At 40.8% G+C, this 26,305-nt stretch carries 24 protein-coding genes and 3 tRNA genes; 11 read left to right on the top strand and 16 right to left on the bottom strand.

Translation table 11 applies throughout. From position 1 onward, the window contains the following. Window positions 1-305: 305 nt before the first annotated feature. Genes pgsA through uvrY form a run of 3 tightly spaced genes read right to left on the bottom strand, consistent with a single transcriptional unit; the run spans window position 306 to window position 3,491 of the window. Window positions 306-884: a CDP-diacylglycerol--glycerol-3-phosphate 3-phosphatidyltransferase gene (pgsA, locus tag JFU56_RS10145; protein ID WP_198437160.1), complete on the bottom strand. Its 579-nt coding sequence runs from the start codon at window positions 882-884 to the stop codon at window positions 306-308. Between the two features lie 49 nt (window positions 885-933). Next, the gene (gene uvrC / locus JFU56_RS10140) at window positions 934-2,811 is read right to left on the bottom strand and encodes an excinuclease ABC subunit UvrC (RefSeq protein ID WP_198437159.1); all 1,878 of its coding nucleotides are present in this window, start codon (window positions 2,809-2,811) and stop codon (window positions 934-936) included. Window positions 2,812-2,846: 35 nt separating this feature from the next. Next, a complete protein-coding gene (uvrY, locus tag JFU56_RS10135; protein ID WP_019628833.1) occupies window positions 2,847-3,491 on the bottom strand; it encodes a UvrY/SirA/GacA family response regulator transcription factor in 645 nt (214 codons plus the stop codon). Window positions 3,492-3,857: 366 nt separating this feature from the next. Here uvrY and JFU56_RS10130 point away from each other — a divergent pair, with 366 nt between their 5' ends. Further along, entirely contained in the window at window positions 3,858-4,019 is a 162-nt protein-coding gene (locus tag JFU56_RS10130; RefSeq protein ID WP_198437158.1) for an oxidoreductase-like domain-containing protein, read from the top strand. 77 nt (window positions 4,020-4,096) lie between these two features. Here JFU56_RS10130 and JFU56_RS10125 read toward each other — a convergent pair. Continuing rightward, window positions 4,097-4,187, bottom strand: a tRNA-Ser gene (locus JFU56_RS10125). A gap of 360 nt (window positions 4,188-4,547) precedes the next feature. Next, a tRNA-Ser gene (locus tag JFU56_RS10120) sits at window positions 4,548-4,638 on the bottom strand. A gap of 191 nt (window positions 4,639-4,829) precedes the next feature. On the opposite strand from JFU56_RS10120, the gene JFU56_RS10115 reads away from it, so the two are divergent. Further along, window positions 4,830-5,441, top strand: coding sequence for a glutaredoxin domain-containing protein (locus JFU56_RS10115; RefSeq protein WP_198437157.1), 612 nt, complete (start codon window positions 4,830-4,832; stop codon window positions 5,439-5,441). Between the two features lie 70 nt (window positions 5,442-5,511). Here the strand turns inward: JFU56_RS10115 and JFU56_RS10110 are convergent. Continuing rightward, window positions 5,512-5,602: transfer RNA gene (locus JFU56_RS10110), tRNA-Ser, on the bottom strand. A gap of 192 nt (window positions 5,603-5,794) precedes the next feature. Here JFU56_RS10110 and JFU56_RS10105 point away from each other — a divergent pair. After that, window positions 5,795-6,457, top strand: a complete 663-nt coding sequence (locus tag JFU56_RS10105) for a Bax inhibitor-1 family protein (RefSeq protein WP_198437156.1) — start codon at window positions 5,795-5,797, stop codon at window positions 6,455-6,457. An 84-nt stretch (window positions 6,458-6,541) separates the two neighbouring features. Next, on the top strand, window positions 6,542-6,871 hold the full coding sequence (locus JFU56_RS10100; protein WP_198437173.1) for a TusE/DsrC/DsvC family sulfur relay protein: 330 nt from the start codon (window positions 6,542-6,544) through the stop codon (window positions 6,869-6,871). Window positions 6,872-7,043: 172 nt separating this feature from the next. Here the strand turns inward: JFU56_RS10100 and serS are convergent, their stop codons facing one another. The 6 genes from serS to lrp form a co-directional block, all read right to left on the bottom strand. Next, window positions 7,044-8,330 carry a serine--tRNA ligase gene (gene serS / locus JFU56_RS10095; RefSeq protein ID WP_198437155.1) on the bottom strand — a complete coding sequence of 429 codons (1,287 nt, stop codon included), beginning with the start codon at window positions 8,328-8,330 and terminating at the stop codon, window positions 7,044-7,046. A 144-nt stretch (window positions 8,331-8,474) separates the two neighbouring features. Further along, window positions 8,475-8,858 (bottom strand): fluoride efflux transporter CrcB, encoded by a 384-nt coding sequence (gene crcB / locus JFU56_RS10090; RefSeq protein ID WP_019440952.1) that lies wholly within the window; start codon window positions 8,856-8,858, stop codon window positions 8,475-8,477. Between the two features lie 34 nt (window positions 8,859-8,892). Continuing rightward, window positions 8,893-10,230 carry a replication-associated recombination protein A gene (locus tag JFU56_RS10085; RefSeq protein WP_198437154.1) on the bottom strand — a complete coding sequence of 446 codons (1,338 nt, stop codon included), beginning with the start codon at window positions 10,228-10,230 and terminating at the stop codon, window positions 8,893-8,895. Beyond that, on the bottom strand, window positions 10,230-10,850 hold the full coding sequence (lolA, locus tag JFU56_RS10080; protein ID WP_198437153.1) for an outer membrane lipoprotein chaperone LolA: 621 nt from the start codon (window positions 10,848-10,850) through the stop codon (window positions 10,230-10,232). The genes JFU56_RS10085 and lolA overlap by 1 nt, the downstream gene beginning before the upstream one ends. A gap of 3 nt (window positions 10,851-10,853) precedes the next feature. Beyond that, entirely contained in the window at window positions 10,854-13,508 is a 2,655-nt protein-coding gene (locus tag JFU56_RS10075) for a DNA translocase FtsK (RefSeq protein WP_198437152.1), read from the bottom strand. 168 nt (window positions 13,509-13,676) lie between these two features. After that, entirely contained in the window at window positions 13,677-14,171 is a 495-nt protein-coding gene (lrp, locus tag JFU56_RS10070) for a leucine-responsive transcriptional regulator Lrp (RefSeq protein WP_019440948.1), read from the bottom strand. Between the two features lie 450 nt (window positions 14,172-14,621). Between lrp and trxB the strand changes: the two genes are divergently transcribed. From trxB to infA, 4 genes are all read left to right on the top strand, one after another. Then, window positions 14,622-15,578 carry a thioredoxin-disulfide reductase gene (gene trxB / locus JFU56_RS10065; RefSeq protein ID WP_067040162.1) on the top strand — a complete coding sequence of 319 codons (957 nt, stop codon included), beginning with the start codon at window positions 14,622-14,624 and terminating at the stop codon, window positions 15,576-15,578. 71 nt (window positions 15,579-15,649) lie between these two features. Continuing rightward, the gene (gene aat / locus JFU56_RS10060) at window positions 15,650-16,393 is read left to right on the top strand and encodes a leucyl/phenylalanyl-tRNA--protein transferase (RefSeq protein WP_198437151.1); all 744 of its coding nucleotides are present in this window, start codon (window positions 15,650-15,652) and stop codon (window positions 16,391-16,393) included. Then, window positions 16,390-17,073, top strand: a complete 684-nt coding sequence (locus JFU56_RS10055; RefSeq protein ID WP_198437150.1) for an arginyltransferase — start codon at window positions 16,390-16,392, stop codon at window positions 17,071-17,073. Before aat ends, JFU56_RS10055 begins: the two co-directional genes overlap by 4 nt. Before the next feature lie 134 nt (window positions 17,074-17,207). Next, entirely contained in the window at window positions 17,208-17,426 is a 219-nt protein-coding gene (gene infA / locus JFU56_RS10050; RefSeq protein ID WP_006032603.1) for a translation initiation factor IF-1, read from the top strand. 285 nt (window positions 17,427-17,711) lie between these two features. Here the strand turns inward: infA and JFU56_RS10045 are convergent, their stop codons facing one another. Together JFU56_RS10045 and JFU56_RS10040 are read right to left on the bottom strand one after the other, a co-directional pair. Then, window positions 17,712-18,002 carry a YeaC family protein gene (locus JFU56_RS10045; RefSeq protein WP_019440944.1) on the bottom strand — a complete coding sequence of 97 codons (291 nt, stop codon included), beginning with the start codon at window positions 18,000-18,002 and terminating at the stop codon, window positions 17,712-17,714. A 280-nt stretch (window positions 18,003-18,282) separates the two neighbouring features. Then, window positions 18,283-19,710 (bottom strand): glyceraldehyde-3-phosphate dehydrogenase, encoded by a 1,428-nt coding sequence (locus JFU56_RS10040; protein WP_198437149.1) that lies wholly within the window; start codon window positions 19,708-19,710, stop codon window positions 18,283-18,285. Between the two features lie 419 nt (window positions 19,711-20,129). Between JFU56_RS10040 and JFU56_RS10035 the strand changes: the two genes are divergently transcribed. Then, window positions 20,130-21,011 carry a DUF2989 domain-containing protein gene (locus JFU56_RS10035; RefSeq protein ID WP_198437148.1) on the top strand — a complete coding sequence of 294 codons (882 nt, stop codon included), beginning with the start codon at window positions 20,130-20,132 and terminating at the stop codon, window positions 21,009-21,011. Window positions 21,012-21,026: 15 nt separating this feature from the next. On the opposite strand, the gene JFU56_RS10030 is transcribed toward JFU56_RS10035, so the two are convergent. Continuing rightward, window positions 21,027-22,331: a hypothetical protein gene (locus JFU56_RS10030; protein WP_198437147.1), complete on the bottom strand. Its 1,305-nt coding sequence runs from the start codon at window positions 22,329-22,331 to the stop codon at window positions 21,027-21,029. A gap of 544 nt (window positions 22,332-22,875) precedes the next feature. Here JFU56_RS10030 and gap point away from each other — a divergent pair. Both gap and JFU56_RS10020 read left to right on the top strand, forming a co-directional pair. Continuing rightward, window positions 22,876-23,889: a type I glyceraldehyde-3-phosphate dehydrogenase gene (gene gap / locus JFU56_RS10025; RefSeq protein WP_198437146.1), complete on the top strand. Its 1,014-nt coding sequence runs from the start codon at window positions 22,876-22,878 to the stop codon at window positions 23,887-23,889. Between the two features lie 84 nt (window positions 23,890-23,973). Further along, window positions 23,974-24,861, top strand: a complete 888-nt coding sequence (locus JFU56_RS10020) for a D-hexose-6-phosphate mutarotase (protein WP_198437145.1) — start codon at window positions 23,974-23,976, stop codon at window positions 24,859-24,861. Between the two features lie 90 nt (window positions 24,862-24,951). On the opposite strand, the gene JFU56_RS10015 is transcribed toward JFU56_RS10020, so the two are convergent. Further along, on the bottom strand, window positions 24,952-26,157 hold the full coding sequence (locus JFU56_RS10015) for a hypothetical protein (RefSeq protein WP_198437144.1): 1,206 nt from the start codon (window positions 26,155-26,157) through the stop codon (window positions 24,952-24,954). Between the last annotated feature and the right edge of the window lie 148 nt (window positions 26,158-26,305).

The raw sequence follows: 26,305 nt of genomic DNA, 5'->3' as shown, positions 1-26,305 counted from the left end.
AGGCCGGAATTGAACCGGCACGCCTATTAAGCGAGGGATTTTAAATCCCTTGTGTCTACCGATTTCACCACTCGGGCACAGAATTCTTTTTACATATCATCTAAGCTGTTTTAATTAAACTGCTTTAGCCCCTATGTGCTGACGCATTCTACAGACCTAAAAGGCAGAGTCAACACCCTTTTAATCGCATTGATTAAAACGTTTACGTTTCAACCTAAACAGTTTGTTTTTTAGCTAAAAGGGGTTAAATATCACCGCAATAACGAGACCTTATCAAAATAGCATCTCGTTATTAAAAATGAAATCTAGTCTTCGCTCGTTAACTCACCCCATGCAGCTGCAAAGTATTGCACCATAGAAACAACCGTTAACACCATCGCAGCATAAAACACGATATAAGCAAGGTAAACCATCCACGGACCTTGCTGCCAAATTAAGCCACCTAACGCCATCATTTGTAAAGAAGTTTTCCACTTACCAGCATTACCAACAGCAACATTAGCACGCTTACCAAGATCTGCCATCCATTCACGTAAACCTGAAATAGCCAGTTCACGGCCAATCATAATCAGTGTGGGGATCATGATCCATAATGCACTATGCTCGCCGACAGTCGCAGCGATACGGTCGTGATCACCCGCAACCATCACGAGCGCCGTAATAACCATAATTTTATCTGCCACAGGGTCGAGGAATGCGCCTAGCTTACTTGATACATTCCAGCGTCTTGCTAAATAGCCATCAAGATAATCAGTTACACCTGCAATAAAGAAGATCCAAGTCGCGATATAAAACGAATTCTCAATTGGTAAATAAAACGCGAGAACAAAAAAAGGAATTAAAATCACGCGAAACAAAGTTAAAATATTTGGTATGTTTTTCATTATTCTCATGCTTTTGAAATTGAAACCCCTATATAGTCCTATATCTTGCTTATTGATGCAATGAATCATAAATTTTTTCTGCTAAATCAATACTTATACCTGGCACTTTTGCTATTTCTTCGCGACTTGCACTACGCAGTTGCTGTAAGCCCCCCATAAATTTCAGTAATACTTGTCGACGCTTAGGTCCAACGCCAGCAATCCCTTCCAAAGAACTCGTACGCTTAGCTTTGTTTCGACGAGCCCGATGGCCAGTAATGGCAAAGCGGTGAGATTCATCACGTATATGTTGTACCAGATGCAGGGCAGGTGAATCACAGGGTAGATAAAACTCAGTATCAGCCACGTTATCTAATGCGCCCGACAAAATTAATGTCTCTAAGCCCGCTTTACGGGTCACGCCTTTAGCAATACCAATTATTTTAGGCCGCTTAACCGCAAAATTATCAGCGTACTGAGTTAGTACCTGCTCCGCCTGAGTCATTTGCCCTTTACCACCATCAATAAATAAAACATCCGGTATTTTATCAACTTCAATGGCCTTTTTAAAACGCCGCTCTAATACTTGAGCCATCGCTGCGTAATCATCTCCGCCGGTAATGCCACTGATATTATAGAGTCGATAATCACTTTTATTCGCCCCTTCACGATTGAACACAACACAAGATGCAACAGTTTGCTCGCCACCAGTATGACTAATATCGAAACATTCCATACGTTGTATCTTACCGTCGAAATTCAATACTTTTTCTAACGCTTTAAACCGATTAAGCACGGTACTTTTAGTCGCTAACTTTGTCGTTAAGGCTGTTTCAGAGTTAGTAAGTGCCAACCTTAAAAATTTAGATCGGTCACCACGCTTAGGACTCGTCAACTTGATTTTACGGCCAGCAAGTTGACTTAAGCTCGATTCAATCAGGTCATGGTCTTCAGGTAACTCAGTGAGCAACACTTCTTTTGGTATTGCTTGCTGTGTTTCTTTATTCAGGTAGTACTGCAATAAAAAAGCCTGGATCACTTCACTAATATCTGTATCCGCAGGAACTTTAGGGAAATAACTACGACTACCAAAAACTTTACCTGAACGCACAAAGAGTAAATGCGCACAAGCAATACCATTTTTAAAGGCAAAACCAATAACGTCCATCTCACCTAAATCAGACGTGACGTATTGCTGCTCTTGAATGGTTCTTAATGCTTGGATCTGGTCTCGATAACGGGCTGCGACTTCAAAGTCCAATACCTGGCTAGCTTGCTCCATCTTAATCACTAATTCATTAATGACATCGATATTTTTACCTTTCAAAAATAACGCAGCAAGTGCAACCTGCTGGTTATATTCTTCAGGGTTATCCATTTTCACACAAGGTCCTAAACAACGCTTGAGCTGGAATTGTAAACACGGACGAGAGCGATTTTGATAATAACTATCTTCACATTGACGTACGGGAAAGAGCTTTTGCATTAAATGCAGACTTTCTCGCACCGCACTGCCACTTGGATAAGGACCAAAGTACTGGCCTTTACGCTTATTGTTACTGCGAATAGAAGTTAGCTGTGGATGTTCATGCGCGGTGATTAGAATATAAGGGTAAGACTTGTCATCTCGTAGTGACACGTTGTAGCGCGGCTGGTAACGCTTAATATATGTATGTTCAAGAACTAGCGCTTCCGTTTCAGAATGCGTTACCGTGACATCGATATTGGCAATATGTGTAACCAAGACCCGGGTTTTTTCACGATCAACCGTTTTTCGAAAATAGCTGGTTAAGCGTTTATGTAAGTCTTTGGCTTTACCGACATAAATAACCACCTCTTTATGGTCATACATACGGTAAACCCCCGGCTGGTGCGAGACGGTTTTTAAAAAATCTTGATGATTGAATTGTTCTTTTGCAGGCATAAAATAAAAGATGCCCGAAGACATCTTTCTCAATTGAAATTAAGTAAAGGAATACTTAATTATAGTGTGTCAGCATCTAAGATACCGTGTCTGATCGCCAAGTGGGTCAATTCCACGTCACCATTAATATTAAGCTTACTGAATAAGCGATAGCGATAAGCATTAACAGTCTTAGAGTTAAGGTGTAGTTGCTCAGCGATATCAACTACTTTTTGCCCCTTAGTTATCATCATCATGATTTGTAACTCACGTTCAGACAAACTTTGAAAAGGGTTTTCATCCGCAGAAGAAAATTGGCTCAATGCCATTTGCTGTGCAATTTCAGGAGCTATATAACGCTGCCCACTGTGCACTTTACGAATTGCGCCTAATACCTCTTCAGGTGCTGCACTTTTAGTTAGATAACCTGCACCACCCGCTTGCATTACTTTGCTTGGGAAAGGTTCTTCCGTGTGTATCGTTAATACGATAATTTTAATATCAGGGTTATTTCGTAAAATCTTACGTGTCGCTTCTAATCCGCCAATACCTGGCATGTTCATGTCCATCAAGATCACATCTGGTTGATTGTCTCGACAAAACTGAACGGCATCCTCTCCGCATGAAACTTCACCCACGACTTTAATTCCACGTACATCTTCAAGAATTCGGCGAATTCCGGTACGGACTAATTCGTGATCATCGACAAGGAATACATTAATCAAAAGAATATCTCCGCATACACATACAATTTCTAAAGAGCATAATACATTAGATGGTCAAAAATAGGTTGTTATTTTTGCTATTTAGCTAACCATAAGCGCTAATATATTTATACTAAATAATAATATGGCATTATATATCAATAATTTAATAACTTTATGACTTTCAAGCTAAAATGCGGTGTAGTTGGCAAAATTAAAAATAGTTACTAATAACTGCGATATTTTAGGCTCTACAGAATAATTTTATAAAACAATATATATAATTTATTACAGGTAATACAACAGCTTATTAATTAGACATCATTGCTTTATATTTGCCGTTAAAAATATGTTACATTTGCCTATAGTTAACGAAAGGACAAATCCATGGAAAAACCACAACCAAAAGTTATAGATAAACCCTACCCACCTGCAGATGATGATTGTTGTGGCGGCGGCGCTTGTTGCCCATGTGTTTGGGATCACTATTATGCACAGCGGAAGTTATGGAATGCACAACGTGCGGCATTGCTTGAAGAAACGGAATAAGACAAGATTTAGCATTGACTGAACGCTGGATGCAAAAAAGGCGCTACCTTTTCAGATAGCGCCTTTTTCTATATAGATGGCGGAGGAGGAGAGATTTGAACTCTCGAGGAGCTATTAACCCCTGCTGGTTTTCAAGACCAGTGCATTCGGCCACTCTGCCACCCCTCCGCAGCAATGAGCGTATAATAGAGAGATGCAGACCAGTTGTAAAGTGAATATCAAAAATCAAAAAACATCGCACAAAATAAAACCAACTTGATCAACTTCCTAGCGACACAACAAAATAGCAGCTTAAAAACACCTCATTCGAGAGGCCTATCAATAACATCGCCACTGCTATCTACTACACTAAAAGTAATACAACGTGAAAGATCCGTGATCAGACTTAAATACGCAACTAATACCAAGCGCTTATAGGCCGTTGAAATTAGATAGTGGAAGACTGGTAGTTTGGTAGTTTGGTAGTTTGGTAAATGCTAGATGCAAAAAAGGCGCTACCTTTTCAGATAGCGCCTTTCTCTATATAGATGGCGGAGGAGGAGAGATTTGAACTCTCGAGGAGCTATTAACCCCTGCTGGTTTTCAAGACCAGTGCATTCGGCCACTCTGCCACCCCTCCGCAGCAATGGAGCGTATAGTAGAGATGTAATGATGACTTGTAAATATCAACATGCTAAAAATTAACGAAAAACACAGAAACCGTTTACTTATCACTCGTTTCGCACTGTAATACAACGATGCAGCACAATGATAGACAGTAACAAAGCCTATTTGGAAATATAACACAGGTATTAATCATTAAGGTGAGACATGGATAAACAAGCAGTCAAAGTGACAATCTACCGCTGGGCTGGCGATTGGGGACCCTTTCATATCAATATCCCTTGTGGTGAATGCGCCCTCACTAAAGATATTGTCTTAGATACCCTTCAAAATGAATTAGACGGCATTGCGGTCGAGCTGGAAATCAAGGACTGGTTAAATGAATGGTGGCAGCCATTACTGAAAGGTGGCTGGCACGCCCCTATCGTCATGGTTGCAGATAAAGTGATCAGCCAAGGCCGGGCATTAAACCGAGGTGTATTAACCCAGGCCGTCATCGAAGCACACTCTCAACAAGTGCCAATTAGTGGTCAACATATATTTGGAAAGCAAAATTGCCCCCATTGCCTGCGTGCGAAAACATACTTACAAGACGCAAATCTTGACTACCGTTATCATGACGTGATCACTAGCCCTCGCGCGCTTTATGAAATGATCTCAAGAGTGAAGCCATTAATCGATCCCAAACAACCGGTGACCGTACCGCAAATATGGATAGATGGACATTATGTTGGCGGCGCAGATGAATTGAGTCGTATCGTTAAGCAAGAGGTCGAAGCGAATACAGAACGTGGACAATGCTCACTGTCTGAGAAGTAATTAGAGTTATATAAAGGCTAGAATGCAAAAAAGGCGCTATCTTTTCAGATAGCGCCTTTCTCTATATAGATGGCGGAGGAGGAGAGATTTGAACTCTCGAGGAGCTATTAACCCCTGCTGGTTTTCAAGACCAGTGCATTCGGCCACTCTGCCACCCCTCCGCAGCAATGGAGCGTATAATACAGAGTTTAAAAAAAAGATAAAGCCTTTTACAAAATTAATCACATTTTTAAGTAAGAAGGCTTGTTTTTAACTTATTTGGCTATAAATTAACTACATCGTCATATTATGTCGGAACTTTAGGGTATACTGATACTCTAACTAGCAGTGTTAATTATTAAGGAAAAGACACAATGCAACAACGTACGATTCAGACTCAGTCGCAGGCAAGCGTACTCGCGACGAACAAGGTACTTCGAAATACCTATATGTTATTAGCGATGACACTCGCATTTTCAGCGATAATTGCTGCTGCAGTAGTCACATTAAACCTACCTGCGCCTGGCTTTATCATTACCCTTGTTGGTGTTTACGGTTTAATGTATTTAACAGAAAAGAACCGTAACAACTCAATGGGCATTTTATTTGTATTTATGTTCACTGGTTTCTTAGGTTATACCGTTGGCCCATTAATTAACATGTACATAGGTGCAGGTATGGGTGACATAGTTGTATTAGCCTTTGCAGGTACTGCCTTCACTTTCTTTGGCTTGTCTGCATACGTGCTAACAACGAAGAAAGATATGTCTTTCCTAAGTGGCATGATGATGGCTGGCTTTGTCGTTCTTATCGTCGCGATGATTGGTAACATTTTCTTACAAATCCCAGCGCTTAGTTTAGCAATCAGTGCAATGTTCATCTTGTTCTCATCAGGTGCTATCTTGATGCAAACAAGCTCGATCATTCACGGTGGTGAAACAAGCTATATCTCAGCTACAGTAACAATATTTGTATCACTGTATAATATCTTTGTTAGCTTACTGCAAATCTTAGGTATTATGAGTAGCGACGACTAATTACAGTTAAACTGTATTTATAAATAGTGAAAAGCCTCGTTTGACGAGGCTTTTTTGTTTTCCCTCTACGATTAGTTTATGCCCATGTTAATTATCAATGAACAAGAAATTGCAACTGACAAACAAGGTTACTTACTTAACCCAGCTGATTGGAGCGAAGCTCTAGCGCCTATAATTGCTGAACAAGAAAGTATCGCGCTAAGTCCAGCGCACTGGGAAGTGGTATTGTTTGTACGTAACTTCTACCTTGAATACAACACCTCCCCTGCTATCCGTGCATTAGTAAAAGCAATGGCGAAAAAACTCGGCGCAGATAAAGGCAATAGTATCTACCTTTATAAACTGTTCCCTAAAGGCCCAGCGAAGCAAGCAACTAAAATTGCAGGCTTACCCAAGCCAGCTAAATGCCTGTAGGCCTCTGATCTATCAATATTGCGTCAACTAATTGAACGTGACGGCGATATCCATAACAGCAGAAACAAAAAAGCCTCACTTAGTTATAACTAAGTGAGGCTTTTTATTTAGCGGATCATTAATGGCGAGTAGTCAGATAACACGCCATTAATTTAATTAGGCTATTATAATATTAGCCAATGTGCGTTAGACCGCCCATGTAACCTTGCAGTACTGCAGGAACTTCAACACGACCGTCTTCTAACTGGTAGTTCTCTAAGATTGCTACTAGTGTACGACCTACCGCTAAACCAGAACCATTTAGTGTATGCAATAGAACTGGTTTCTTGTTGTCTTTAAGACGCGTACGCGCTTGCAGACGACGTGCTTGAAAATCTTCACAGTTAGACACTGAAGAAATTTCACGATATGTTTTCTGTGCTGGAACCCATACTTCTAAGTCATATGTTTTTGCAGCGCCAAAGCCCATGTCACCAGTACACAGTGTCACTACACGGTATGGTAAGTTAAGTTTGATTAAGATGTTTTCAGCATGCTGACGCATCTCTTCAAGTGCTTCGTATGATTTTTCAGGGTGTGCTAATTGCACCATCTCTACTTTATCAAACTGGTGCTGACGAATAAGACCACGTGTATCACGGCCATATGAACCCGCTTCACTACGGAAGCAAGGTGTGTGCGCCGTTAAGCGTACAGGTAGGTCAGCTTCATCTGTGATCGTATCACGAGCAGTATTTGTTACTGGCACTTCAGCTGTTGGGATCAGGCTTAGACCTTGGCCTTCTTCTGTTGCTGGTTTCGTGTGGAACAGATCTTCACCAAACTTAGGTAATTGACCAGTACCATATAACGAATCTGCGTTAACAAGGTAAGGTACATACAATTCTGTATAACCATGCACGTCAGTGTGCGTATCCAACATGAATTGCGCGATAGCACGGTGCATGCGAGCAATTTGGCCACGCATAACAATGAAACGTGAACCGGTAATTTTAACTGCGTTTTTAAAATCTAGACCGCCAAGCGCTTCACCAACGTCAACGTGATCTTTAATTTCAAAATCGAATTCTTTTGGTTGACCCCAACGTTTCAACTCTACGTTGTCATCTTCATCTTTACCGATTGGTGCTGATGGATGCGGTAGGTTTGGTAACGATAATGCAATTGCTTCGATTTGAGCTAATAACTCAGCAAGCTCTAATTTTGCAGCGTCAAGTTCTTCGCCTAATTTACCAACTTCAGCTAATAGTGGCTGAATATCTTCACCACTTGCTTTAGCTTTACCAATGGATTTAGAACGTACGTTACGATCATTCTGTAATTGCTCTGTACGGATCTGTAATGCTTTACGCTGCTCTTCTAACGATGTAATCGTCTCAACGTCTAGTTCAAAACCACGGCTTGCTAAACGCTGTTTAGCTTCTTCTATGTCTGCGCGAAGAAATTTAGGATCTAACATTCTTTACCTACTCTGCTTGTTTAATTTAAACCTAAAAGCACATTACTGGCTTCTAGATAGAAATGTCTGTTGGTATTGTTTATGCTTATTATTTTAACGTGATTTTACACTTTCATCACGTACTTATAGTTAAAAAACGGCTCTTTATGCGCGAAATACTAAGCGCATACCTAAATATGCAACAAAAATACACACGAATACGTTTAAAGACACATTTAGCCCTGCTTTTAACCACTGACCATCTTGTAACAACAGTAATGAATCCATTGAAAATGTCGAAAATGTCGTCAGTGCACCTAAGAAACCTAAACCAATAAGTTGTCGCCACGGTGTTTCTGCAATCAAGTTGTCATCAAGTAAGGCAAATAATACCCCCATTAATAACGACCCTAAAATATTAACAATCAACGTACCGTACGGAAAACCTTTGCCTAATACAGCCGTAGCCGTCTGGGCGATAAAAGTACGTAATACGGCACCACTTGCACCACCAAGTGCAACAAAACCGTATAAAGCTAAACTATTCATGACTGATACTCTGGTTATGTATTGATGGTTTCAATTATTGATAACGCTTTCTTGGGCTATTAATATCGAGTTGATGTAAGTAATCAAGCTTTTGCTTAATTTGCTTTTCAACACCACGATCAACCGGGTGGTATAACTTAGTGCCTTGCAATGCTTCCGGCATATAACATTCGCCAGGTGCGTAAGCCCCTACTTCATCATGCGCATAACGATAGTCATCGCCATAGCCAAGATCGGACATCAATTTAGTCGGTGCATTACGCAAATGCATCGGTACATCAAAGTCTGGCTGTTCTTGGACTATCATCTTCGCTTGGGTAAATGCAGTGTAAACCGAGTTACTCTTAGCTGCCGATGCGAGGTATACAATCGCTTGTGCAATCGCCCGCTCACCTTCATAGGCACCAATTCGACTAAAGCAATCCCACGCCGAAACAGCAACTTGCATTGCTCTTGGATCGGCATTACCAATATCTTCAGAGGCAATAGCCAATAAACGACGCGCCACATGTAATGGATCACAGCCACCAGCAAGCATACGTGCAAACCAATATAGCGCCGCATCAGGCGATGAGCCACGGATAGACTTATGCAATGCTGACATCAGGTCGTAATACAACTCGCCCTTATTATCAAAGCTATTCACTTTACGCCCGACAACAGACATCAATCTTTCCAATGTCACTAACTTACCTTGTGGACCCTCTTCAACCATGTCACTTAATAGCTCAAGGTAATTTAAGCTTTTTCTCGCATCACCATCAACAAGGTCACACAGTTTCTCTTTTACACCCGGTGCAAAGTCAAACTTTACATTAGCAAGTCCACGTTCATCGGTTAACGCTTGATCGACAACCTGCTCAATTTCATCTGCGGTTAATTTTTTGAGCACATACACACGTGCACGTGATAACAAGGCGTTATTTAATTCGAATGACGGGTTTTCAGTTGTTGCGCCGATAAAAATAATGGTGCCATCTTCAATATGTGGTAAAAAAGCATCTTGCTGGCTCTTATTAAAGCGATGAACTTCATCGACAAATAAGATGGTGCGATAACCTTGAATAGCATTATCTTTGGCTTTTTCTATCGCCAGACGAATATCTTTAATACCCGACGTTACAGCATGTACACGCTCTACTTTAGCGTCGCAATAGTTGGCAATCATCTCAGCTATCGTGGTTTTACCTGTACCAGGTGGCCCCCATAAAATCATTGAGTGTGCATGGCCAGCTAATAATGCGCGATGTAAGGGTTTACCTTCTCCGAGAATATGTGTTTGACCAATATATTGCGACATCTTTTCTGGCCGCATTCTGGCGGCTAGCGGTTGGAAATCAGGACTAAAATCAAGTGACATCGTATTATTCATTAGCGTTGGTCATCTATATCTGTATCTTCCGGGATAGTGAAATCAAACAACGCAGGATCCATCTTGTTCATTGTTTTATGATTTGTTAGCGCAAACTGGCTATGCTGGCCTTGTTGCTCTTGTACTGAGAATTGCGCAATTTCACCGCCTTTAAACTGTAGCGTGAATATAGCAGCAGCAGGATCGTTAGGTGTCACGACGGTATATACCCCCGCTTTTTTAGTCACACGGTAACTTTCCCACAATGTTTTTTCAGCGCCTGCAATTAGCATGAAAGGCGTATTGGCAATTGCATCTTTAAGTGAGTAAATACTAACTTGCTCGACAAACGGATTGTAAAACCACAGACTTTCACCATTCGATACAATTAAGTTTTCATCTGGTGTTACCGTTTCCCAACGAAATTGGTTCGGTCGCTGTAATTGCATTAACCCCTGCGCTGTTGATAAATTATCACCTTCAGCTGATACAACTGTTTGGCTAAAATTAGCACTAAATGGTTTTAACTGATCAAGTTGACTCTGTAATTCTTCTTTTACGCTTTGCGCATACGTAAACATAGAGGCTGTCATTAATACTGCCGTTACGACGATTTTTTTCAGTGACATGTTGTTTCTCATAAATTAATCCTTTGGTGGCGGTGGCGCCAATACTTCTCGGTTACCGTTATGTCCTGGAGAACTCACAATACCCTGCACTTCCATCTCTTCGACGATACGTGCAGCGCGGTTATAACCAATTTTAAACTTACGTTGTACGCCCGATACAGAACCTCGACGCGTTTCTGTTACATGGTATACGGCTTGATCAAATAGCTCATCTACATCCGATGAACCTTCAGCGACTTCACCTGGCAATAAGCTATCTGCAGTCGCTTCACCATGCAAAATTTCTTCAATATAATCTGGTTTACCACGTAACTTCCAATCAGCAACCACACGGTGTACTTCGTGATCATCGACAAATGCACCGTGAACACGAATTGGTACACTGGTGCCCGCGGGTTGATACAACATATCACCCATACCCAACAGTGTTTCAGCACCGCCTTGATCAAGAATAGTACGCGAGTCAATTTTACTCGATACTTGGAACGCGATACGCGTTGGTATATTAGCTTTAATCAGACCCGTGATCACATCCACTGAAGGACGCTGAGTAGCTAAAATCAAGTGAATACCAGCCGCACGAGCTTTCTGGGCAATACGTGCAATCAATTCTTCAACCTTTTTACCCACAATCATCATCATGTCAGCAAACTCATCGACAATTACTACGATTGCCGGCAATTTAGTTAGCTCAGGAGCTGTCGCATCCATGCTATCACCCGGTTTCCACAGTGGGTCTAGGATAGGCTGACCAGCATCAATCGCTTGCTGCACTTTAGTATTAAAACCCGCGAGGTTACGTACACCGACCGCTGACAGTAATTTATAACGACGTTCCATTTCACCAACACACCAACGCAATGCATTTGCGGCATCTTTCATGTCAGTAACAACTTCAGTTAATAGGTGTGGGATACCTTCGTACACCGAAAGTTCCAACATTTTTGGATCGATCATGATCATACGCACTTCTTCTGGCGATGCTTTATATAGCAAACTCATGATCATCACGTTCACACCAACAGATTTACCCGACCCCGTGGTACCCGCAACCAGTAGATGCGGCATTTTAGCTAAATCAACAACCATTGAGTCACCAGCAATATCATGGCCTAGCACCATTGACGTTTTTGACTTCGCCTCAGTAAATGAAGGACTCGACATCACATCAGAAAGGAACACTGTTTCTCTGTATTTATTTGGTAATTCCAAACCAATCACCGATTTACCAGGAATCACTTCAACAACACGCACACTCATTGCTGATAATGAACGGGCTAGATCTTTCGATAATGCCGTGATTTTACTGACTTTGATACCCGGCGCTAAATCTAATTCAAAACGCGTAATCACCGGACCTGGATGGACATCAACCACTTTCGCTTTAATATTAAATTCAAGCAGCTTCTCTTCCACTAAATGAGCAACATGATCGAGTTCAGCTTGCGAGATCGGATTGGCTTTTTTATTTGGTTTATCTAATAACTCTAATCCAGGTAACAAGGTCACTGGTTTTTCTTTAAATTGCAGCGGATCTGTTGATACAACTTGGTCACCAACAATTTCAAAACCGCTGCCCGTACCGTTATTATTAATCTTAAATTCAGGTGCGAGTACTGCTGCTGTAGGTTCTGCTACTTGTGTAAGCTCTTGTGTAAAAACGGACGCAGTTTCTTGCATAGGTCCTGCGTCGATTACATCTTCATTTCCGATTGGCTTTTCGATTCGGCTGTTAATTTGTTGAGCGTCATAATCGGCAAGGTAATCGTCATGCAGATTGCTACTGTCTGCCATATCGAAGGTAGATATTGACGGTTCAGATCTTGATGGCACAGAGTCTACAGCTGTAAATGACATATTCATAACGTCATCATGCGCATTAACGCCAGCTACAGCACCATCTACATTTACTTGTTCTTGACTGTCGAATTCACTTGTTAAATGGTTATGCATTTGCTGCATATTGGCTGGTGCGGGACCAGTGGGCTCAGCCTGAGCATCATCATGCTGCGTATCACCTTCCATTTCACTCGTTCGTCTATTTTTAAATTCTGTGGCTTTATCTACACAGTACTGGCAACTATTAATCACTCCGGCGCCAAGCATATCAACGATTGATAACCAAGATATTCCCGTTAACAGGGTAAAACCAATGGCAACAAAACTCAGTAAAATAAGCGTTGAACCGAGTATGCCAAATAATTCACTGATCGCCTGTTCCACAACATCACCGACTAAACCACCCGATGAAAAATGGTAAAGGTCATCAAAGTTAACAGACGCTAAGCCACATACACCGATTAACAGTAATAATGCGCCGATCATACGTAAACCTACGGTGAAAAAGTCAATTTCATCGAGTTGTCTTGGACGCCAAAATATAAACCAAGCTAATGATACAAATGCGAGCGGTATTGCATAAGCATAAAGGCCAAAGGTGAAGAACAAAACATCCCCCATCCACGCACCTAACGAGCCCGCAGCATTCTTAACCGGGCCTTGCCAACTGGTCTGTGACCATGATGGATCGGCGGGATCAAAGCTCACTAATGCGACCATAGCGTAACAAGCGATAAAGGTAGAAAGAATGAATCCGACTTCGAAAACGCGCTGAATACCTGACAATGGTGCAAGGTATTTAGATGGAATGGTTAAATTAAATTTGTTCATCTTGATTTATGACTCTTGAAGGCGACGATGGTACGTTATCTATGAGCTATCAACTTTAAATAAATGCAGGAAACAAAACAAGCGGCAATATGCCGCTTGTTTGATTATTTATCACTTTATTTGCGTTAATCGAGGATTACGCGAAAAGATTATGTGTGTAGAGCTAAATTAACGCGTTTTAATAACTAAACGGTTACTTTGTTTTACTTCTTCCATCACAACATAAGTACGAGTGTCATTCACACCTGGTAAACGTAATAACGTTTCACCTAGTAAACGACGGTAAGCTGACATATCAGATACACGTGTTTTTAATAAATAATCGAAGTCGCCAGATACTAAATGACATTCTTGAATTTCTTCAAGTTCTTGAACAGCTTTGTTGAATTGCTCAAATACATCGGCAGCACCACGGTTAAGTGTGATTTCAACAAAAACAAGCAATGAAGCATCCAGAAACTGTGGATTTAGAATTGCGGTATAGCCTGTAATATATCCTTGGCGTTCTAAGCGTCGTACGCGCTCTAAACATGGCGTAGGGCTTAAGCCTACACGTTTAGACAACTCTACATTGGAAATTCGGCCGTCTTTTTGTAATTCATTAAGAATATTACGGTCGATTCGATCTAGTTCCTTCATTGGTCGAGTTTTTACTTCCATCATTATTTTTTCCGCCCTTTTACGTCCCAGTAAAACTTAGTTTTTCAAATAATCCATTCATTTGAATACGCCATAATTAGGACCCACTTAAAGTGCTAGCTAAATCCTAATCAAAATTATAATAGCCTACAATAATTCAATTTACGAGGCTTATGTTATGTTTCCCCGTCATTCGGGATACATAATATTTACAACAACCCAGCCTGCATAACAATAGGCTAACATCGATGTTTTATCTTACAACCATCGAAATAGACGTTTCGTTGGTTTAAGTAGACACTAACAGAACATTAATTCCATTGAAAGGGCCTATATGCAAAATATATAGCTGAATCGCGGTTTTCATTATTTTTGCATTATTATGCATTTTAAAAATATATTTTTACTCACCTATTTACCCCGCGCCACAAAGTTTTTACAATTGACCACAATTATTGGTATTAAGGAATCGTAATGAGTAATACAAAACACTGCCGTCTACTTATATTAGGCTCAGGTCCAGCAGGATACACCGCAGCGGTTTATGCTGCTCGTGCAAATCTAAACCCAGTAGTAATCACCGGCATGCAGCAAGGTGGTCAGCTGACAACAACAACTGAAGTTGAAAACTGGCCCGGTGATGCTGAAGGTCTAACTGGGCCAGCTCTGATGGAACGTATGAAAGCACACGCTGAACGTTTTGAAGCTGAGATCATTTTTGATCATATCAACGACGTTGATTTATCAGTGCGTCCATTTAAGTTAAAAGGCAATGATGTTGAGTACACGTGCGATGCATTAATCATTTGTACTGGCGCATCAGCAAAATACCTTGGCTTACCTTCAGAAGAAGCATTTAAAGGCCGTGGCGTATCAGCTTGTGCGACCTGTGATGGTTTCTTCTATCGTAACCAGAAAGTGGCGGTTGTTGGTGGTGGTAATACTGCGGTTGAAGAAGCGCTTTACCTATCAAATATCGCGTCTGAAGTGCACTTAATTCACCGCCGTGAAGAATTCCGTAGTGAAAAAATCTTAACGAAGCGCTTACAAGAAAAAGTAGCTAACGGTAATATCACACTACACCTAAACAAAACACTTGATGAAGTATTAGGTGATGAGATGGGTGTAACCGGTGTTCGCATGCGTGATACACGTACTGACGAAACCAACGATCTTGATGTAATGGGCGCCTTTATTGCTATCGGTCATCAGCCAAACACGGATTTATTCACTGATCAATTAACCATGAAAGATGGCTACTTGAAAGTAAATTCAGGCACAGAAGGCTTCGCAACGCAAACCACTATCCCTGGTGTGTTTGCTGCTGGTGACGTATCAGATCACATTTACCGTCAAGCAATCACATCAGCAGGTACAGGCTGTATGGCTGCATTAGATGCTGAACGTTTTCTTGATGGATTAGGCGATTAATCCGTCTATTCTGCTAAGGTGATACGCTCGGTATCACCTTTTTAAGACCTAACTGTTTCAAGACCCCTTATATGCCAATCTACTTACCGACACTAAATCACGACTTAACCGATTTTCCAGCTGTACACAATGCATTAACTGATCCCGACGGCTTACTGGCAATGGGTGGCGATCTTTCTCCACAACGGCTGCTTAACGCCTATCAACGTGGTATCTTTCCTTGGTTTGAAGAGGATCAACCAATACTGTGGTGGTCGCCAAGCCAACGCATGGTATTAAATCCAGGTGATATGCATATATCACGTAGTTTACGTAAGTCTTTTCGTCGCCAAAACTTTACCTTATCGATTAATCATGCTTTTGCAGAAGTCATTGAATCATGTGCACAACCACGGGATTATGCAAGTGATACATGGATAACCGATACCATGCAAGACGCCTATTTACAGTTGCATGATATGGGCTTTGCGCATTCCATTGAAGTATGGCAAGACGGGCTATTAGTGGGAGGGTTATATGGCATATATATTGGTGGTATTTTCTGTGGTGAATCGATGTTTCATACCGTGACTGATGCATCTAAAATCGCCTTCGTCGGCCTGCAGCAACATCTCGGCAGAATTGGCTGTAAATTAATAGATTGCCAATTGCACAATGAGCACCTTGCATCATTAGGGGCAACTGAAATTAGTCGCGAAGCCTTCATCAATCAACTCAACAAACGCAACCCAACAATCAAACCGCAGCAATGGCAGCCTCAAGCGCTTGTATTACACTTAATAAGTAAGGCCAACACACAAGGGACCACTACATGATTAAAGTCGCCTTAACTCCGCCTATGCCTTGCAGTTACTTAGCTGATCAACAAGAACAGATCTTCGTTGTTCAAGATGATGATTTACATAATCAAGCGGGTTATGAAGTATTGCTATTAAACGGTTTTCGTCGCAGTGGCAATGACGTATATCGGCCACACTGTCAACATTGTCAAGCCTGCCAATCAATCCGCATTGATAGTCAGACATTTAAACCCAGTAAAAGCCAAAAACGTTTACTGAATAAAAACAAACACCTTGAAATGCGGGTTAGCCACCAGCCACAAGCGGATTATTATCCCCTATACGAACGTTATATTAATACCCTGCACTGTGACGGCGCGATGTTCCCTGCTAGCCAAACACAGTATGACGGTTTTATTAGTAGCGCATGGTTAACACCGACATTTATTGAATTTTATTCGGAAGATACACTTATTGCCGTCGCAGTAACCGATGTCATGGCAGATAGTATGAGTGCCATGTATTGTTTCTATGATCCCAAGTTCCTCGCCAACTCCTTAGGTACCTATGCGGTCTTGCAGCAACTGGCAATAGCCAAACAAACAGGCAAGAGATGGTTATATCTAGGCTATCAAATAGATCAATGTAGTAAGATGAATTACAAGGTTAAATTTAACCCACATCAGCGCTTGATTGCGGGAGAATGGCAGGCTTAATACCGCCGAAGAGTCAATTATAAAGCGTTTTAAAAATAAAACGTAAATATCTTACCTATAATATATACACACCACCGTAAATCTGGCATCATCTTGCGGTCAAATATAGCTATAATTAAATTTTAAGAGGACTCATGGCAAAAGAAGACAGCATTGAACTACAAGGTACAGTTCTAGATACACTTCCTAACACAATGTTTCGTGTTGAATTAGAAAACGGCCACGTTGTTACTGCGCATATCTCAGGTAAAATGCGTAAAAACTACATCCGAATTCTTACTGGTGATAAAGTAACTGTAGCACTAACACCTTACGATTTATCTAAAGGTCGTATCGTCTTCCGTGCCCGTTAATCACGAGCCTCTAAAAAAACCAGCGTAAGGCTGGTTTTTTTAGGTCTACGATTTACTACATTATCAATGAAAACGTTAATTATTAACGTCCCATATCAGACAGCCTACTATTCGACAACCACTACTCGATAGCCACAAATCAATCACAATAAATCGATAAGTGACTTCTCAATTGCCTAGCGGCTTGAGATACAACTGTATCTGTCCGATATTTTTCTATTTCTATTTCTATTTCTATTTCTATTTCTATTTCTATTTCAGCAAGCATTAAACATCAGCGAATGACTATTCAACATCAACACGTAAGATCTCTTCTTCCTGTGCTGCTTTTTTATCTCTGAACTGTTGTTTTAGTACCGCTTTTTTAAGCATTGCGATCTCGCCATCGGTACCAATTGTAAAATGCTCTGGTTCAGTATTAAAACGCGACTGATACAGCATCACAGCCTGCAGAGAGCTATCTTTTTGTGCTTGTGTCAATACAACACCACTTTCCCACTTACCTAGCTCTACCGCCGTTCTAAGCTTTTCATATACTTCTGGCGTCATGCTTTCAAGTAACTTATCAACTGACATCTTTACGTCCTTGGTTAATGCTCAGGGCATCCCCTGCATAATAATATATACGGCAACACTACTATAAATACGCCGCAATTTAAACTACAACAGCCCTTAGCCATCTTACTGTGCATAGCTTAAGGCTCTTTCTGCGAATAACGTATCGCACTCAAGGTTGCCGATGGATTCATTTTGTTAATAATTGATTGTCATATACAAAGTGCATATACAAAAAAGGAAGCCAATTGGCTTCCTTTTTACAACTATCTTAAATTGATAATTTTAATAAACGCTTAGCTTATGCAAATTCATGCATCTCGATGCCAGCCATTTTTTGCATTACGCGTAATACCTGACAGCTATAACCAAACTCATTATCATACCAAACGTATAAGATTGCACGATTACCTTCAGCAATCGTTGCTAATGAATCCACGATACCAGAGAAACGGCTACCAACCATATCTGTTGATACTAATTCTTTCGATGTACTGAAATCAATTTGGTTGTGCAATGGCGAGCTTAACGACATTTCTTGTAGATAGCTGTTTAGAGATTCTCTTTCAACTTCTTTTTCAAGATTTAAGTTAATGATTGCCATTGATACGTTTGGCGTTGGTACACGGATAGCGTTACCAGTCAGCTTACCTTTTAGTGCAGGTAGTGCTTTTGCTACAGCAGATGCAGCGCCAGTTGACGTTAATACCATGTTCATTGCAGCGCCACGGCCACGACGATCACCTTTGTGGAAGTTATCAATCAAGTTTTGATCATTGGTATATGAATGCACAGTCTCTACGTGACCATTGCTAATACCGTATGCGTCTTGAATTGTTTTTAGTACCGGCGTGATCGCATTCGTTGTACAGCTTGCTGCTGACACGATGTTATCTTCAGGTAAGATATCTGTGTGGTTAACGCCATAAACGATGTTTTTAATATCGCCTTTACCTGGTGCTGTTAATAATACTTTTGCTGCGCCAGGTGCTTTTAAATGCAGACCTAGGCCGTCAGTATCACGCCAAATACCCGTGTTATCGACAACTAATGCATTGTGAATACCGTGTGCAGCGTAATCAATTTGATCAGGACCATTTGAATAAAGGATCTTGATATAAGTACCGTTAGCAATGATTGCATTGTTTTCTTCATCAATATCAATCGTACCATTGAACTGGCCATGTACTGAATCACGACGTAATAGAGATGCGCGTTTCTCAATATCACCAGGACCGCCACGTACAACGATTGCACGTAAACGTAATAAGTTGCTCTCACCTGTTTTATCAACAAGCAGGCGTGCAAGTAGACGACCGATACGACCAAAGCCGTACAGTACAACATCACGAGGTTCAGGTAGAGTATCGCTATTTAATGCAGGTGCTAATTCAGCACGTAAGAATGCGTCGATACCAGTAGAGTCTTCGTTTTCGCCCCAATAGCGAACAGCCAAGCGGCCTATATCAATTTGAGCGTTACTAATCGGTAGTTCACTGATCACTTGTAGTAATGGGAAAGTTTCAGTGAAACGTAAAATACGTCCTTCATGGCGCTTAACTACGCGGTGTGCTTTTTGAAGATCAATTGCTGTTGCATTTTGTAATGGGCGGCCATAAATTAATACCTCAACGCCTTTATTACGATACAGCTTTCCTAACAACGGTAGCATAGACTCTGCGAGTTCTTGGCTCTCTTGCCAATTCAATAAATGACTTTCAGATGGCATCTCTTTTCCCTTTTAATCACAACTACATGTAAGAAACATTTAAACAACAGCCGTATAACCAACAGCTGACATTTAATCAATTTGATAGCTTAATCATACAAAAATAACCGCAAATTTACCAATTAATCATGTGAATTAGGTCTTTTTTTACTTTCCGACTTTCATTCAAAACACAAATATTTAACAATGAAATAGGAACACTTTCACTTTTTGCGCTTGCTCACTTTATAACCGAGGTATTGACTTGCTCAACCGCAAACCAATATTTCATGAATAGTGAATAAATCATAAAGAAAAAAGGCTGTATTATTAAGTCCAGTCCCAAATTGAAGCTTTTAACTCACCCCTACCCCACTCATTAGACAGTGTGAGTAAATCTATGATAGGGTTTCCTCATCTTCTATTTAAGTCTTAATGTTATGTATCGTGTTCGCTTTATTCGTCGTCTAATTCCGACTGTTATTCTAGCAAGTTTACTCATCGCCTGTGATGCCCCTGACAATGTGGCTACGATTTGTGGAAACGATAAGGCGATCTGCGCAGATTTGAATACCGATGAATGGTGTCAGGCAGAAAGAAACGAACTAATCACTAAACGTTTTGCAGCTAAAGAAAATACCAATGACCAAGCACAATATGGATTATTAACCGCGCTTAATAATTTTCAAGAATGTATCAAAATAGCCGCGCTAATTGAGCCAAGAACACACCCCGAGTTAAAAACCCTGCGGGTATCAGCCATGTTGAGTACTTACGATGAACTTATCGCTTTAGAAAAACAGACTCTCAGTAGTAATAACCCATATATTCTCAACTATCACTGGGTCGCTCACAATAACGAAAATGCCAAACGACGCTTTATCGCCTTATCTAAGCAGGAAAATTTCGATGATCCAGCCCTGTATTTCGCTATTGCAAATATTTACGATAACAATAACGCCAAAGCTATCGCTAATTTACTTAAAGGTATAAGCCTCGTTAACCAGGATAATCAGTTCGACAGCCTTCAATTAGACAACTCTCGATTAAAAAATAGCAGCAACATCAGCACCAAACTGCTCTACGCCATTATCACAGCTTACATGCATGAAAGAGATTACGCGCTGGCTTACCTATGGTCGCAGGTAGCTATAATGTCTGATGTGGAAAATATAAACTTAGATCTGTTTAATAAGCATAAAGTAACGCCAAGCGAACGACGCCGTTTAGATTCATTAGCAATAACAGTGGCAGAACAAATAGAAGAACAAGAGTTTACGACTGACAGCTATGCACATACGCTATCAGTCGTTGGGATTTAATCTAGTTATAACCGACTACAACGCTAACAGTTGCACACCGCGAGCGTCTAGATAAGCCGTTAACTCTTCAGGTAACTCAGCATCCGCTTGATAATAACAAGCGCAAGCATGACGCTCACAACTCAATAAAATCATGCTCAATAATTCATTGAATTCATGATTCTGCCAAATACCAGCATCACCAATCGTTAACCATTGTTGCATAATCGATAACGGTTGATTAAGCACAAGTCCCGCAGATTGCATCGTTGTGAAATCAACTAAAGCGCGGAATGCTGCATAGCCATCTTGGCGTAATTGATAGCTGTTTATAGCGTGACTAACAGCCCCCGCTAATACATTATCTAGCTGGCAATGTGCTAATTGATAGTCAGCTAATAACCAATGGGCAAATGAACCAGCATTAGCTGCATCAATCGCAAAATCCATATCGCGTAATAATGACTTACCAGTCAAAGCATTATTCGCCGTCACAACTAGCCATAAGTAAAATGCATAAGCATCACTCTGCGCATCTTGCCATTCAACTGTTTGTGTTTCTTGACGTGTCGCTGTTAGCCCGTCAGTAGCATAAGCTGTTAAGTATTGTGCCAAATGACTTTGCTGCAGTGAAGCACCTGCAATGACAGTCTTCAACGTCAAGGCAAATTCAGTCTGTTTTTTATCGTTATTAAACTGCTGCTGTAATTGTGCAAGTGGTGTAGATACGCTCATAGCGGTAACCACTAAACCAGGCTGCGCGTAAGTCAATAACTGGCTCAGCACTGATTCTGTTGTTGGTAACGCAGTCACTGCCATCGGTAATGCAGTAACAAGAGTCGGGGTTAAGGTCGCAGGCGGATTAACGATCCAGCTTTCGCCCAACGGCTCTTCACTACCCTGGTCAAGAATCAATAATTGATAAGTACCCACCGCGAGCGGTTGCTCAAGGCTAATTTGATAGCTTTGCATTTCCATATCGTGTAAATGATAAATGCCATTTAACGACCATTCGATTGGCGTAAACTCACCGGTTTCAATAACAGCTTGGTTTGCTCTTACTTCCCAAATTAAATCTTCAGTCACGAATTCAATCGGTAAGTGCAGATCAAATTGTATCATTGCCGATTCATCCGCAATGATAACGGGAGGTAATGCACGTAACCAAAATTGCTTAATTTCCTCTTCTAGTTTTAGACCTAATTCATCTGTAAAACCAAAATCAGCCAATGCTTGTGTAATTAACGTAGTCGGTAACGCTTGCTCATCGCCATTGGCATTTAATTCAGTGCAGCTAAGACCAAGCATTTGGCCTAATTGCAGAATATGTTGTGCTGTCATTTGACACCTTAAATAGTGAACCTAGCGCTATTATACCGAATCAATATCAAGATGCGAGATCACCCGACATCAGAATAGGCTAGTCATGTTGTATGATCTCGATTGCTTGATCGTTTTTACACGTTGTTGATACGCCATGCTTGTCTATACTCCATGAAAGCGAAGATTCGTATTATTCAAACAAATTATCCTGATTTAATTTTGAATTTTAAAAATACGATAAAAATAAGACACTTAGTCAGAACATAAACCATATTCAGATGAAACTAAATAACGTCACAGGGAAATATTCATGCCAACATAGCGGATAATCATCTCAATTTGTGATCTCGGTTATTTAGTTTTTGTAAAAACTCGTAATAAATAGAACAAATAAATAGTTAAAAGTGACCTAAATCAGCTAATTTTCGTAAATTTGCAACATTTTGTGATTCAACGCATACATTTTGGTATTTATTCTTGTCTTTTTATCAAAATCTTGTAAATTTACAACCAAGCAAGATTATTAATTCAAACTTTCATTTAAATTTAATGGGTACAAGTTATGACAATTAAAGTAGCAATCAATGGTTATGGTCGAATCGGCAGAAACGTACTTCGTGCATTCTACGAAGGTGGTAAAGAGCAAGACCTAGAAATCGTTGCAATCAACGACCTAGGTGATTCAAAAATCAATGCTCACCTAACTAAATATGATACTGCACATGGTCGTTTCCCTGGTACTGTTGATTTTGATGCTGAAGCACTAATCATCAACGGCGACCGTATCAAGACTTTCTCTGAACGCAACCCGAAAGACTTACCTTGGGCTGAATTAGAAGTTGACGTAGTACTAGAATGTACTGGTATCTTCGCAAGCAAAACTGCATGTCAAGTTCACCTTGATGCAGGCGCTAAGAAAGTACTTATCTCTGCACCTGGTAAAGATGTAGATGCAACTATCGTTTACGGTGTTAACCAAGACGAAATCACTGCAGACATGACTGTTGTTTCAAACGCTTCATGTACTACTAACTGCCTAGCTCCAATTGCTAAACTATTAAATGATACTGTTGGTATCGAAAACGGCATGATGACTACTATCCATGCTTACACAAATGACCAACGCCTATCTGATGTATATCATTCAGATTTATACCGCGCACGTGCAGCGGCAATGAACATGATCCCAACAAGTACTGGTGCAGCAGCAGCAGTTGGCCTAGTAGTTCCTGAACTACAAGGTAAATTCCAAGGTATGGCGGTACGTGTACCAACAATCAACGTATCTCTAGTTGACCTTACTTTCGAAGCTGGTCGTGATACGACTCCTGAAGAAGTTAACCAAATCATCACTGATGCAGTAGCTGCGGATCCAATCCTAGCGCGTGCACTAGCTGTTAACAACGAACCTCTAGTTTCAATCGACTTCAACCACGATGCACACACATCTAACTTTGATGCGACTCAAACTAAAGTTCAAGGCAAACTTGTTAAAGTTATGTCTTGGTACGACAACGAGTGGGGCTTCTCTAACCGTATGTTAGATAACGCTATCCTACTTATGAGCGCTAAATAATCAAACTAGATTAAATAATCTAAGTTAATTGATTTATAATGCTAAAGGCGACCATCAGGTCGCCTTTCCTATTTTGGGGACTTTATGTCATATCGCGATACAATCACAGATCAAATCAAGTTAACTGAACATATTCAGTTGGTTACAAGCAACGGCCTTAAATACCTGCATATTACGCACCCCAAAGCGGTAGCACGTATCAGTTTATTTGGTGCTCACCTGCTTAGCTTTACCCCCGCAAACTCAGCGCCGGTGATCTGGATGAGTGATAATGCTATTTTTAACGGTGTAAAAGCGATCCGCGGTGGCGTTCCTATCTGTTGGCCTTGGTTTGGTCCAGCAAATGAAAGCCCAACGGTACAACCCCTTGCACAAACTAAAGATTACCCATCTCACGGCTTTGCACGTAACAACCATTGGCAATTACTTGATACTCACAGTGATAGCGACACTTGCACTGTGCGTTTACAACTAACACCAAGTCCTGAAATGAAAAGATTATGGCCGCATGATTTTAATCTCATCGCCGAATTTACGCTCAGTGAGTCGTTAACAATTAACCTCACTACGTTAAATACAGGTGATACCAGCTTTGATTATGGCGGTGCGTTACACAGCTATTTCCAAATTTCACAGCCCGATGCAGTACAAGTACATGGTCTAGATAGCAATAATCCAGTGCCGCGAGTATTAACTGGTGATGTGGATATTATTTGTGACAATCCAGCCGCTACAATTACCTTAGAAGATAATCAGCTTCAGCGTAAGCTTGATATTAATAACGAAGGTAATAACGCGATGGTCGTTTGGAACCCTTGGCAAGTAGGTGCGAAAGCGTTTGTAGATATGCCGGATGACGGTTACCAAACTATGTTTTGTTTAGAACCAGCCATTATAGGTAAGAAAGCGGTAACGGTTGCCCCAGGCACAAGCCATACACTGACAACGAGACTCAGTGTGACAGCGCTGTAATTATTGAGCAAGCCCTGTCATTATAAATAGAATGGTGTCATTTCAAGATGAACATCTGGCTTATATAGCAGCATTCATCTTGAAAAGTCATTATCGTTGCGCCAGTGGTGTATCCACACTTTCATCCACTAGTGAGCGCACAGCAAAAATAAGATTATCGACTTGCTGAGAAATACTATACCTACTCATATCTTGACCCGTTAACAAGCGACCGAGCTCTGCAAGTTGACTACGTAAATGTTGATCTTTACGCATTTTATCTTCATCTTTCTGTGAAATTTTCGAGGCCACCGCATCTTTGATGCCACTCACCTGAGATTGAAAGTCCAACGCGGTTAATTCTTCCGTTCCTAAATAACTATTTAACGAACTTAAGTGGTCACGATAATTGATCACTACGCGTTCTGCCGATGTTTCAATTCTTGATTTAACCCAAACAACTTCTTTGGCAATACTCTCCGCTTGTTTTATTTGGATATAAGTGCCGTTTAAATGTTGTTGAATAAGGGTATTATCACGAGGATCTTTTTCAATTAATCGTTCTAAACTATATAATGCATTTAAAGCTTTATTATAGCTTTCAGGTACAAGCTCCTGATCTAAGGAATTAAACTCAGATGTTGGTAAACGCAGGACTTTACGTTTTATCATATCAACTTCAAGACTATTATAATCACGCTCTAACTTGATTTTTTGATGCTCTAACCCTAATCCAGTACCACGACTCTCAATTAAAGCAGCAAACTTAGTCGTCGAATCACGTAATTTCCCGAAACGCGCTTCAAAACCATCAACATCAACACTTTGAATAAACTCATCATGATCACGGATAACCGCTAATAACGGTTCTGTAAGGAGTTTTGCTTGAAATGCTTTATTCATGCGCTGAACAAATAGTTCGGACTCGATTTCAATTTCTTCACTGCCCGAGCTTGAAAACCAACTACCGCCATTCGGCGTGTAATTCTCATACATACTCAGTAATTTTTCACGGTTATTTAACGCTAGCTCAAAATTACTGGGGGCATAATAAGCAAGATCTTGTTTATTACCACGTTGATACAATATCTCCACGGCATTCATTGCAGCATTCACCGTATTCATTTCTTCTGATGCAGCGGCAGATAGAGTAAAGCTATCGCTGTCACCGGTAAACTCGGATAAGGTGACACAGCCCGAGAATAAACTCGTCACCAGCATTAGCCCTGAAAGTTTAAGCGATAATTTGAATTGTCGTAGCGTTGATAATTGGCGTTGCTTAGATAATTGTCGTTGACCTAGCAATGTAATGAGCATGAACATCATCCTTTTGTTCGAGACAGACTGAAATTAGCAAGAACAGCATACGTGGCTGATATTCCAAATGGAGGTCTGAGTCAGGATAAATGCGACAAGGCGTTACAAAACAGCACTTAGCTCAACACTAAGCAGGAAGGAGGCATGA

The organism is Moritella sp. F3, from assembly GCF_015082335.1.
In the GTDB taxonomy this organism is placed as follows: Bacteria; Pseudomonadota; Gammaproteobacteria; order Enterobacterales; family Moritellaceae; genus Moritella.
The sequence above is the reverse complement of the archived record's forward strand: the minus strand, read 5'-3'. Positions and strand labels throughout refer to the sequence as shown.